Below are 12272 nucleotides of genomic sequence, written 5' to 3'. Positions count from 1 at the left end.
GATCGCGCGATGTTCGAGCCATTGACGGCGGCGTGCGGCCGCGGCGGCAAGCGCCTGCCAGTCGCCGCCGTTGTCGAGCGTCGCCAGATAGCGGCCCGCGAGCGCGCCGAGCGCAGTCGCGCCGCGCGCGGTCAGCACGAGCGGAGACAGCGCATCGGCCGGTTCCGGCGCAGCCGTCGACACGTCACGGGCAGCCGGCGCCTCGGTCAGCACGACGTGTGCGTTCGTGCCACCGAAGCCGAACGAGTTGACGCCGACCGTCAGCGGCGCGTCGCCCGCGTCGAGCGGCATGAAGCGATCGACGACGCGCAGGCGCCCGCCGTCGAAATCGATGCCGGGATTGGGCGTGACGAAATGCAGCGAGCGCGGCACCGCGCGATGCTTCAGGCACAGCACGGCCTTCAGCAGGCCGGCCATGCCGGAGGCCGTTTCGAGGTGGCCGATGTTGGTCTTCACCGAACCGATGAGTAGCGGACGGTCCGCCGGGCGCTGGCCCGACACGACGTCGATCAGCGCACGCGCCTCGATCGGATCCCCGACCGCCGTGCCGGTGCCGTGCGCCTCGAGGTACGCGAGCGACTGCGGATCGATACCGGCGCGCGCGTACACGCTGCGCAGCAGCGACGCTTGCGCGGCCGCGCCGGGCACACTGATGCCGCCCGGCGAGTGGCCGACCGAGTTCACGCCGGAGCCGGCGATCACCGCGTGGATCGTGTCGCCGTCGGCGAGCGCGCGATCGAGCGGCTTGAGCAGTACGAATGCGCCGCCTTCGGAGCGCACGTAGCCGTCGCCGGTCGCATCGAATGCGCGGCAACGGCCGCGCGGCGACAGCATCGACGCCTTGGAGAAGCTGACGAAGCCGAACGGATGCAGCAGCAGGTTGACGCCGCCCGCGAGCGCCATCTCGGCTTCGCCGGACTGCAGCGCCTTGACGGCCTGGTGGAGCGCGACGAGCGACGACGAGCAGGCCGTGTCGACGGACATGCTCGGACCGCGCAGGTCGAACAGGTAGGACACGCGGTTCGACGCGATGCTCAGGGTGTTGCCGGTCGCCGAATACGGATCGATCACGTTCAGATCGTCCATGTTGCGGTTGCCGTAATCCATGCTGGCGGCGCCGACGAACACGCCGCAGTTGCTGCCGCGCATGTCGGCCGGGCGCACGCCCGCGTCCTCGAACGCTTCCCATGCGAGTTCGAGCAGCAGGCGTTGCTGCGGGTCCATCTGGGCCGCTTCGCGCGGGGAAATGCCGAAGAATGCGGCGTCGAAGCCGGCGACGTTGTCGAGCACGCCGGCCGCGAACGTGTAGCTCTTGCCCGGTTCGCGCTTGGACGGGTGCTGGTAGAAATCGGTGCCGAAGCGGTCGGCGGGGATTTCGGTCACTGCGTCGCGTTCGTCGCGCAGCAGTTGCCAGAAGTCGCCGAGATTGTTAGCGCTCCCGGGAAACCGACAAGCCACCCCAATTATTGCAATCTTACTGTTCATCTTTTATGTCGCTTTCTCGGATGCGTGCGGCTCTTCCACGCGATTTCCGTCATCTTGTACCACATGCAAAAGTACCGACCCGAGTTCTTCGGCAGCCAGGTCACGGCGTTCGGGAGTATCCGTGCCGTAGTTCCGCCATATGAAGTAGTCGCTGTTTTGCGGTGTAACGCCTAGTTTTTCGAATACATGAGGCAGCGCGGGAACGTGGTCGCCGTAGAAACAAACGACTGTTTCACGATCGCTGGTACGCAAATGATCGAGCAAGCGGCCGATCATCGCGTCGGCATTTTCAATGTGCCGTAGATATGCGGTCAGGTCGCGCCAGGAGGCGTCTTCGCCAAGAGTATGCCTCGAAGACGATTCTCCGGGTAAAACCTGCTCCAGGTGCAGGGGGCCGTGGTTTTCCATTGTCATTGCGAAGATGAAGCGCGGTTTCTTGCGCTCGCCGTCCAGCAAGGCAATCACTGCGTCCAGCACGGCGGCGTCGGAGATATACGGGCCGGCACGCGGCGCGTCGGCAAAGTATTCGATATCGAGAAATGTGTCGAATCCCAACAACGGAAAGACACGATTGCGGCCAAAGAAATCGGCGTAGTACGGATGAAGCGCCAGCGTCTCGTAACCGCCGCGGCCGAACCAGCTTGCGATCGACGCGCCCGCGCGACGCACGAACGCATATGGATAAAAGCGCGCGTAACCGAGGCGCTCGAACGACAGGCCGGTCAGCATCGAGAATTCCGTGCGCATCGTGTTTGCGCCCCATGCCGGCACCGAAAGCTCGCCATAGCAGACCGCTTCGCGTTTCGCGCGATCGAAACGGGAAAGGACGCCAGGCGCAATCGCGGGTGAGATGCGTCGCACGTCAAAGAGCGATTCGCTCTGGATCACGATGACGTCGGGGCGCTGCACCGACGTACCCGAGACGAAGGGGCCCGCTTCGACCACGCGCCGGAAGGCTTCGAATGCCGCGGGACGCATGCCGTTCAGCAAGTATGCGATGAAGACTGCGAAAAAACCGTGACGGCGCTGATCTTCCTCGGCGTCGAGCGCCAATGGCAGGTGAGCTGCAATGTATCGCGCCAGTAAGAATGTAAAAACTGCAACAGCCGCCAGCGCGAGCACCGGACTCGGCGTGACGGGCGCCTCGGCGAGATAGCCAGTGACGACGAGCACGATCCCCGCGCCGATCGCCACGACCTTGCCCGCGCTCAGGAACGGCAGATAGAGCCGCGGGTGCGAGAACAACTGACTGAACAGGCTGAGATCGGTAAAAACGAACGGTTCGCGCAGGGATTCATATTTGGCATTGCTCACAACCGCGACGAGCCCGACCAGCGCGACCGCGACGGATGCAGAAAAGATCGGGCGCGCGGTGGCTAGCAGCATCAGCGCCGCGAAGAACACAACAGAAACCACGTGCAACAGCAGCGCATCTGTGCGACGCCGCAACGACGCACGCGGAATTGCGATCAGGTCCGGCAGAAACGATATGCCTGCCGCAACGGCGAGCGCGAGCCAGATAGCGCCCGTCAATTTACGTCTTCCTTGCCGGGCAGATACGAAAGCTTGTCGAGAATTGCATCGGCCAGCGTGACGGGCAACACGGTCAGGATGCGCATGCCGAACGCAAGCAGGCCCGGGAATGCGATTTCCGCGCGCCCGGCATCGAGCTTTCTGCGGATATATGCCGCGGCCTGCCCGGCAGTCCACATGAACGGCTTGTCACCGGGGAAAACGTCGCTCATCGACGTCTTGACAAAACCGGGAAGAATGACCGAGACACCGATTCCGTCTCGCTTCAGCAGCGGACGAACAGAATCGGCATAGGCCTTGATCGCCGATTTGCTTGCGCAGTACGCGGGCGAAATCCCCATGCCGCGAAGCGCAGCCAGGGAACTGACCGCGGCGATGCGGCCGCGCTTGCGGGCACGCATGCGTTCGACAACCGGGAGGACCGTGTGCATCGCACCGTAGAAATTCGTATCGACGACGGTGGTGATACGGTCGAGGTCCTCCCAGTCAGATACGGAGGACAGCGTGCTCGCGACGCCAGCATTGGCGATGAGCAGCTCGATCGGATACTGATCGTCGAAACGATGCAGCCACTCGCGAACCGGTTCGGCGTCCCGCACGTCGACGATACCGACAATCACTGTCGCGCCTCGCGCGCGGCAGGCCGCCGCGGTCGATTCGAGTTGCGCTTCGTTCCGTCCGATGATGCCGAGCACGGCGCCGGATTGCGCATACGCAAGCGCAAGCGCACGCCCGATGCCCGCGCTTGCTCCCGTGACTACGACGCTCCGGATCGGCGCCCTAGTCATCCGCACGCTCTAGCCGGGCGACCGCGCCCGCAATGGCCATTGCGATACCGGACCGGGTGTAGAAATCGCCGTTGATCTGCGTGTGATGCATCACATAGTCGAGGAACGCGTGATAAAGGTCCATATCAGGAGGCATCCCGCCAAGCCAAAAGTCATCGAGATCACCCTGCCAGGTCAGGCCGCTCAGATTGTAGATAGCCGATCCAAGCGCGACCAACGGCCGCTTGTGATGCAGCGCGGACAACCCGACCGTGCTATTGATGACCACGACCCCGCGTGCGCGTTCAAGCAATGTCGGAAGATGGCCGGCGTCGATGAAACGAATCCGATCTTCCATGCCTGCGGCACGCGCAATTTTAAGCGAAAAATTGCGATACTCGATCAGCCCTGTGTCCAGCGGGTGATTTTTGATGACCAGCAGCGCATCTCGCGGCGCATATCGCGCGAAGGATTCCAAAACATGGCTGATTGCCGCCCGAATTCCATCGAAAGAAGAATGCACGACGATTTGCGCATCCGAATTCAATTGAAGAGGAAACAGGTAGTAAGGCCGCACGCCGTCGAGCAATTCCCGCGTTACGCGCTCTGCTTCACGCCGGTGCTTGCGCTGCAGAAGCATCCGGACAGCGAGCCCTGAATACTCGAGAAATCCATTTTTAGGCCGGTGACTGCGATACTTCGGAAAACGGGGCCAGCACATCGCGTTTGCAAAACGATACGCAATGTCGTGGAACGCGCGCTCGTACAGGTTATAGCCCGTGGCCTGCCACTGCTCGGCAGGCGGTGTCACGCTGCGTTGCTGCAGATACCAGGCGGGATCGCGCGGCAGCAACGAGCGCCCGTTGACACCGTGGCTCTCCAGCGTGATCCAGTGCGGCCGGACGTAACCTTCTTCGAATACGTGAACCCGCAGATCATGCTCAGCCGAGACCGCCAGCATCTCGCGATGTATGTCGCGGCAGTCGCCGAACATGACGACGTCGGTGATTCCTTCTCGCCTCACGACATCGTCGTACCACTGCGGCAAATTCCCAACCTCGCCGCTATAATTCAAAACAGCCCCTGTCCCACCATACAACAAATCGCCACCGCAAAAATTTACTCGATGGACGGCAAACCCCTTGTCCTGGAGGGCACGCGCGAGTTGATAGAAAAAAAGCGAGGCAGTGCCTTGCAGCACGAGAAACGAGCGCGGCATCTAAGTTATTGAATCGAGGATCGAAGAGACGCTAAGCACGAGCGCAATGATTTGGAAAGGCACATGTAATGCGCGCAATCCCCGTAATCTCTCGTGTCAGCCTCAATGGCTGAATGAGGCGGCGATGACCGCCGCAAGGTAGGGAGGATACCTCATTGCAATGCAAATGAGAAATATGCGTGATCGTCAAAAAAACGACATATACCCCTCTCCGAATCCGCTTTCGCACGAGCGTCGCATATTTGCGGGTGGACCGACTCGACAGGAGGCCGGCATCCGCACCGATTGCTTCTCCATGCCGTCCGCCTCGTCGCCGGCCTGGGGCCCGGCGCGTCGCAGGGACGCCCCGCCTTCCGCATTCGGCACGCATCACCCCTGCATCCACTTGCGCAGTCGTCCCGTCAAGGTTCGCGATTTGCGCGGCATGCCGCCGGCCGGCGACTGCGTGACCATCTCGCCAAGATAGGAATTGGGTTTGGGTGTACCGTCGACGATGTTGACCAGATTGCGAAGCTGCAAACGGCCCAGGTATTCGTCGGAAAACGCGGGCGTATAGTAGACGCAATCATCGAAAAAATAGTGCGTCACTTGCGACCAGCGTGACATGGCGGGATCGATTTGCGGACTCCCGCCGTGCAGCAGATTGGCACACCAGATCAGCGCCTGCCCTTTACGCGCTTCGAATGTCTTGATGGTGGCGCCCTTTGCCGCCACCATGCAATCCCAGATTTCCTGATAGGGCAATTGCGCCGATTCGCCGGGCACCCCAAACCCGCGCCGACCGGCCGTTGCATTGTCGATCATCGGCCAGTTGTGCGATCCGGGGACCAGTTGAAGCGGCCCTGACTCCGGCGAGATGTCTTCGAGAGCGACCCACACCCCGCACATGAAGCGCTGCGGGATCGACGAGAAATGCACCGCGTCGGTATGCAACGGTTGCTGCGTACCAACCCGGAAATTGAGCGTCTGGAATGGAAATGCGGCCCGACCATACAAGCGTTCGAGCAAATCCAGCATCTGACGATTGGTGGCAATCGCCTTGACGTCCGGGTCCTTTATCCACGCGTCCTGGATACGGCCAGCACCATGGACCACGCCATCGCTACTCAGTCCCGTTTCGACAAACTGCCCGGCCAGGCGCTCGCGAATACGCGTAATCCGCGCATCGAGTTCAGCATCGGGAAAATCGATCACCGCATAGCCGTTGCGATTCAACGCCCGCGCAATCTCGCGCTCGCCGGACGTCAACTCCGCCTGCTCAATCTCGGCGTCGAACAGTGGGGACTCGATCAACGGAATGCCCGGAAGCAGACGCTTTTTTACATCCATGAATACTCCTTTTGCGTTACCTTACCCTCTCCGGGATACACCAGGGGGGGATCACATAACAGCCAAAAATCCTATTCCTTCACGGAATCCCACCTGTATTCCGGAAGAATTTTAAAATAGCAAAAACAACTCATTTCGCTCGAGCTTGCCAGGGATTATATACCCTTGAAAAATCCGAAATAGCAAAATCCTCCCGATCAAGGGTCAAATTTTCATTGTAGTACGGATCATTAAATTGATCGGTTCGCCACCTGGAAAGCATGAAGCTCTTCTCCCCATTAAATCTGGCGCGCTTCTCGGGAGACATCTGATCATCGCCCCTGCTATAGGATTCATAGTGATACAAGACTGCGTAAGGGGTCCACAATATTCGATAGCCCGCTTCCCGCACACGAAGGCACAAATCGACATCGTTGAATGCCACCGGAAGATTTTCTTCGTCAAATCCACCAACAGCTTGAAACACTTCACGCCGCATGACCAGGCACGCTCCCGTGACTGCCGAGAAATTCTGCGTCAACATCGCACGCCCGGCATAGCCCGGGTGCGCCGCGGGATACAACTTGTGCGCATGGCCGGCGAAACCGCCAATCCCCATCACCACGCCCGCATGTTGGATGAATCCGTCCGCGTAGAGCAGCTTCGCCCCTACGGCACCGATCTCCGGGCGCCACGCGTGCGAAACCATCTCTTTCAACCAGTCCGGCTCGCTTGCTTCCACGTCGTCATTCAAAAAACACAGCACATCGCCTGATGCATGCTTGACAGCGAAGTTGTTTATTGACGAGTAGTTGAAAGGGAAATCATACTTCAAAACCATCACACCGATTTTCGCCGACAGGGACTGCAAATAATCAACCGTCTCCCGGCTTTCGCTTTGATTATCGACCACGATGACCTCCAGGTTCTCATAGGAGGTTCCGTGAAACAGGCTATGGATGCATTTCTTCAATAACGGGCCGCCATCTCGAGTCGGTATGATGACGGTGACCCTTGGTGCGGGCGTGGGCACCGGATACTGCACCCGATAAGTTCCAGCTAGATGCCCGCAGGAAACGCTCACTCCGGGTTGATCCTTGAAGTAATCCGAAAGCGCCCTCTGCCCGGCCTGGCCAATGCCATTGTCCGGATCGCATCCGGGCCCATTCTCACGCCGGGAATGATAGAGCACGCGCGGGATATGACAAATCTGGGACGCCGTGCTCGCTTTCACGCAACGAAGTGCGAGATCGTAGTCCTGAGCGCCCTCGAATTCGACCCGAAACCCGCCTATCTCGCGCAAAACGGATGTTCTATACGCAGCCAGATGCGAAATCAGATCGCAGGAGAAAAACAGGTCAGGGTTCCAGGAACTCTTGAAGCAGCCATCGCCTCGAATCCCGTTTCGATCGATTTCATCCTTGTCAGAATATATTACATTCAGTCCATCAATTTCATTGACCTTCAAGGCAACGAAATAAAGTGCGTGAAGCGAGAGAACATCATTTCGGCCGAGAATCGTGGCGAACTCCCCCGTCGCCATCTCGAGGGCACTATTTTCAGCGATTGATACGTATCCACCCATCTCCCGAGAAACAATCTTTACCCGATCATCTTTTCCAGAAACCGACTCCAAATACGAAACCACTTCCGGATCATTCACCTCGTCGGCAGCAATGCATAATTCCCAATTTTCATAGATCTGCCCGAAAACGGACTGCACGGCAGATTTCAAGTAATCGATCGATGCCTCACACGCCGGCATCAGAACCGAAATCAACGGCTTCTTGATGAAAGAATCGATGTGCTGCCTGATCTCTGAAATATCGGATTGACGCAAGGTATCAAATTTTCTTACATACGATTCGTAATCCATCGGAGCAGAATGGAATCGCAATTTTGCACAATCCGCGTATGCGCCCTCCAGATCCGTCAACAAACGAGTCCAAGTGAGATTGTATTTTCTTGCTTGATTGGTATTTTTGAATTTTATCAGATCACCGATTACCTGCCCGGCCATTCTGACAACCTTCTCTGCACGAGTTATTCGAGTGATTCGCAGAAACTCCAACCGGACGATACCTTCGCCACACATGGGCGACAGCCGCAAACGGCGCGCCCCGGGCGAGATTCTGACGACATGTTTGACAATTCCCAGCCGAGTCGCGGGAATGACAAAGGACTCTGCATCGGTAAAACCCAATCCGGTATCCACGTGGAGCCGGGCCACCAGATGCGCGCCCCGCCGGATCATCCTGGATTCGATATGCACCCAGCCCGTCGGGACGACATCGGCCCCGCTCTCCGGCGCCAGATCGAAGAGGGGATGCTCGCCTGTCGACATCCAGTCGGAAGACGTCGGCCCGGACAAAGCCAGATCCCGGACAGGATTGACCTTGAATCGAACGGTTCGACGCACAATCGACAGGAGAAAATCTTTCATATTGATCGAAAATGGAGAAGCTACCGGCGACAAATCGGTCCCGCCGCCCGAGATGTCGCGCGCGGCGCGCAAGCGGAGACAGCGTACATACAGTCTCGCGCCCCCGTCATGCACCGTCCGAGCGAGTACGGTGAAGCACATCAAGTCCGCACGGGGCAAGCCTTGACAAGACTACGGTCAAGGATCGGCACTCAATCTGCCGCTACCCCGGGCGTACGAAGCGCGAGACGCCGGAGCGATGCAACACGCGGCGGCCACGCCAACTGGCAATCGAATCGATCGAGCGAGAGATTCGGGCTATAAGCCGGATCGTTCGCGATCAGGTCATGCCAATGACGCCGCATGTAATCGATCTCCCGAGCGGCACGGGCGATCTTCTCGGCGGTATCGTCCTGCCCCCGCGTTGCGGATTCGTGGTGATACAGCACGGCGTGCGGTGTCCAGAGCACCGTATAGCCGGCTTGACGAACGCGCAGGCAAAAATCGACATCGTTGAATGCAACGGCGAGGTCGACCTCGTTCAAGCCGCCCAGTTGCTGATACAACGACCGCCGAACGACAAGACATGCACCGGTGACCGCGGACAAGGAATGCGTCGTGACCGCACGTGCCTGATATCCCGGCTCGTCGCGTCCCAACCCGCGATGCAGGTGATCCGCGCAGCCGCTGAGCCCGACGATGACGCCCGCATGCTGAACGCTTCCGTTTGTATAAAGCAGCTTGACACCGACGACACCGACTTCCGGCCGTAACGCGTGCCCCATCACTTCATCGAGCCAGTCGCCATCGATGACTTCCACATCGTTATTGACGAGCGCGACGAACTCCCCGCTCGCCATTTCGACCGCACGATTGTTGAGGGCCGAATAATTGAACGGACGATCGTCCCGGAGGATGCGTACCCCGTGATCGACTGCAAGCCGCGCCATGTAGTCGAGCGTATCCGGGTCGTCCGATCCGTTATCGACAATGATGATTTCGAATGCTCGATAGTGCGTCTTGGTGATAATCGAATCGACGCAACGGCTAAGCAACGAAAACCCGTTGCGGGTAGGAATCACGAGCGTGACGAGCGGCGCCCGTTCGGGCACGGGGTACCGTACGTGATGGCCGTATGCCGTCGACGAAACAGTCGCTTGAATACCGGCCCGCGACAGGTGACGTACGACCGCAAGCCTGCGTGTATCGCGCGCATCACGTCGGGCAACCGGGTCCTGAGTCGATCCGGGTTCGGCACGCTTGTGGTAAAGCACACGCGGAATGTGCAGGATCCGATCCTGAGTGGTATGCGGGAGACACCGCAGTGTCATGTCGTAACGCGACGCCGCCCCGTGGCGATGATCCCGCCCGCCGGACAAAGTAAACACTTCGGTTCGGTAAACGCCAAGGCCGGAAAACAGATCAGACGAGAGCATCAGATCCTCGTCCCAGTCGCTCTTGAACCGTGGACTGTGCCGAACACCGTCGATGTCGATGCAGTCTTCGTCCGAATAGAGCAGATCGACATCGGGGCGCCGGTCGATCGCATCCGCCACGACGTAGAGACCATGTCGCGGCAGTACGTCATCCTGTCCGAAGAACACGACCCAGTTGCCACTTTCGGCAAGCGTGCGGTCAAGCGTCGAATGTACGTTTGCCAAAGCGTGATCCGGAATCACACGGATGCGCGCATCGTCACGAAGGTCCCGCGGGATCAAATCGGTGCGGTCGGCGCCGGGGCGTCGATCGACGATCAGAAGTTGCCAATTCGGGTAGATCTGCGCTGCAACCGAACGGATCGCCGTTTCCCAGTGCGGCGACGGCACATCGGACACCTCCATGCCGATCGCGAACACCGGGCTGGTGGCGAAGCGATGGAGACTATCCTGCATGATCTTGTACGTGTCGAGGCTTGGCGTATCGAAATGTCGAATCCAGTCCGGGTACCCAACCAGCAGCTCCGATTCCTCGAACAGGCAACAGTAATCGCGCCACGCTTGCGCCATGTCGCCGCGCCCGCGACGGCTGTCCGCAAGATCGTAGTCATCGCCGCACGGCTTGTATCTCGGATGCAGCGCTTCGAGCTTGGTCATGATGCGCGAATGCGCAAACCGCGATGTGACCCGGGCAAGGCGGAACGTCTCGATGCGATCGGCAGACGGATCGTCGAAATCAATCTCGATCTCGATCTTTCCCCGCGCCGGGAGATGCACAAGCCGCTTGCTCACTTGCCGTGAGCCGAGCGCCATTGCAAGCGTTTCAGCCGACGGCCCGCCGGGCAGCCTTACCCGCGCTCGCAGCTGCGCCGCATGACTGCTCGTGCGCAGCTCGATCATGTACCAACCCGGCAGCAACCGGACGTCGACCAGATACACTCGGGTTCCCGGCCGATCCTTCGACGCGTGCATTTCGGCACTGGTTGAATCGACCAGGAACGGCATCCCCCACGTCAGGCGCAGGGCATTGAAGTCAAACATGGGCTTGCGCAGGAGGCGGCTCAAAAGTATTCGGCATCCTCGAAAGCAGGCGCCGCTGCATCCGTTTCGGATAACAGCGCGTCGCCCGATACCTTCGGCTTGAAAAGCTTCACACCCGGAGTGATGGTCGCAATTGCGTTCACCGGCCCGTTCCTTCCTTCAGAATGCCCTGCAGGTAGCGGCCATAGCCGTTTTTGCTGAGGGGTTGCGCGAGACGCTCCAACTGCTCGTCGTCGATGTAGCCAAACCGATAGGCAATCTCTTCGACACACGCAATCTTCAGCCCCTGCCGGTGCTCCATCGTCGCGATGAACTGCGAGGCCTCGAGCATCGAATCGTGCGTACCGGTATCAAGCCACGCAAAACCGCGCCCCATCGTCTGCACGTTGAGCAAACCATCCTTCAAATACAGCGCGTTGAGATCCGTGATCTCCAGTTCTCCACGCAAGGACGGCTTCAGCGATTTCGCAAACTCCACCACCTGCTCATCGTAGAAATAGAGTCCGGTCACCGCATAATGCGACTTCGGCACTTCGGGCTTTTCCTCGATACTGATTGCCTTGCCCGCCGAATCAAACTCGACAACACCGTATCGCTCCGGATCCTGTACATGGTAGGCGAAGACCTGGGCGCCGACGCTCTTGCTGACCGCGCTCTTCAACAGTCCGCCGAGATCGTGCCCATAGAAGATATTGTCGCCCAGAATCAGCGCCGAAGGATCGCCATCGATGAAGGACTCGCCCAACAGGAACGCCTGTGCGAGCCCGTCCGGACTGGCCTGCACCTTGTATTGCAGACGGATCCCCCACTGCGATCCGTCACCCAGCAACTGCTCGAATCGCGGCGTGTCCTGGGGCGTCGAAATGATCAGGATATCCTGGATCCCCGCCAGCATCAGCGTGCTCAACGGGTAATAGATCATTGGTTTGTCGTAGATCGGCAGCAGTTGCTTGCTGACTGCCTGTGTCGCCGGATAAAGGCGGGTACCCGACCCTCCGGCAAGAATAATGCCTTTGCGCTTCATGCTCGTTCTTCTTCCGTTTCAGTCGTGCAGTTGCTCG

General features: G+C 59.3%; 9 protein-coding genes. All 9 read right to left on the bottom strand.

Translation table 11 applies throughout. The features are described 5' to 3' along the window. Window positions 1-1485 (bottom strand): polyketide synthase (locus tag G3N62_RS22785; RefSeq protein ID WP_206141304.1); only part of this gene is annotated, 1485 nt, incomplete at its 3' end. 3 nt (window positions 1486-1488) lie between these two features. Further along, the gene (locus tag G3N62_RS22780) at window positions 1489-3018 is read right to left on the bottom strand and encodes an LTA synthase family protein (protein WP_124669274.1); all 1530 of its coding nucleotides are present in this window, start codon (window positions 3016-3018) and stop codon (window positions 1489-1491) included. Then, window positions 3015-3806, bottom strand: coding sequence for an SDR family NAD(P)-dependent oxidoreductase (locus G3N62_RS22775; RefSeq protein ID WP_124669275.1), 792 nt, complete (start codon window positions 3804-3806; stop codon window positions 3015-3017). Before G3N62_RS22775 ends, G3N62_RS22780 begins: the two co-directional genes overlap by 4 nt. Next, window positions 3799-5004 (bottom strand): capsular biosynthesis protein, encoded by a 1206-nt coding sequence (locus tag G3N62_RS22770; protein WP_034187194.1) that lies wholly within the window; start codon window positions 5002-5004, stop codon window positions 3799-3801. The genes G3N62_RS22775 and G3N62_RS22770 overlap by 8 nt, the downstream gene beginning before the upstream one ends. 369 nt (window positions 5005-5373) lie before the next feature. Next, entirely contained in the window at window positions 5374-6333 is a 960-nt protein-coding gene (locus G3N62_RS22765; RefSeq protein ID WP_124669276.1) for a phytanoyl-CoA dioxygenase family protein, read from the bottom strand. Between the two features lie 130 nt (window positions 6334-6463). Then, on the bottom strand, window positions 6464-8755 hold the full coding sequence (locus G3N62_RS22760; protein WP_241013176.1) for a glycosyltransferase family 2 protein: 2292 nt from the start codon (window positions 8753-8755) through the stop codon (window positions 6464-6466). Between the two features lie 191 nt (window positions 8756-8946). Beyond that, on the bottom strand, window positions 8947-11211 hold the full coding sequence (locus tag G3N62_RS22755) for a glycosyltransferase family 2 protein (protein ID WP_206141303.1): 2265 nt from the start codon (window positions 11209-11211) through the stop codon (window positions 8947-8949). A 20-nt stretch (window positions 11212-11231) separates the two neighbouring features. Then, window positions 11232-11354: a hypothetical protein gene (locus G3N62_RS36290; RefSeq protein WP_260449310.1), complete on the bottom strand. Its 123-nt coding sequence runs from the start codon at window positions 11352-11354 to the stop codon at window positions 11232-11234. Further along, window positions 11351-12235: a glucose-1-phosphate thymidylyltransferase RfbA gene (gene rfbA / locus G3N62_RS22750; RefSeq protein WP_034187192.1), complete on the bottom strand. Its 885-nt coding sequence runs from the start codon at window positions 12233-12235 to the stop codon at window positions 11351-11353. The genes G3N62_RS36290 and rfbA overlap by 4 nt, the downstream gene beginning before the upstream one ends. Window positions 12236-12272 lie beyond the last annotated feature (37 nt).

This window comes from Burkholderia sp. Tr-20355 (assembly GCF_017104685.1).
Taxonomy (GTDB): Bacteria; Pseudomonadota; Gammaproteobacteria; order Burkholderiales; family Burkholderiaceae; genus Burkholderia; species Burkholderia seminalis.
This window is presented reverse-complemented; position numbering and strand designations above follow the sequence as displayed.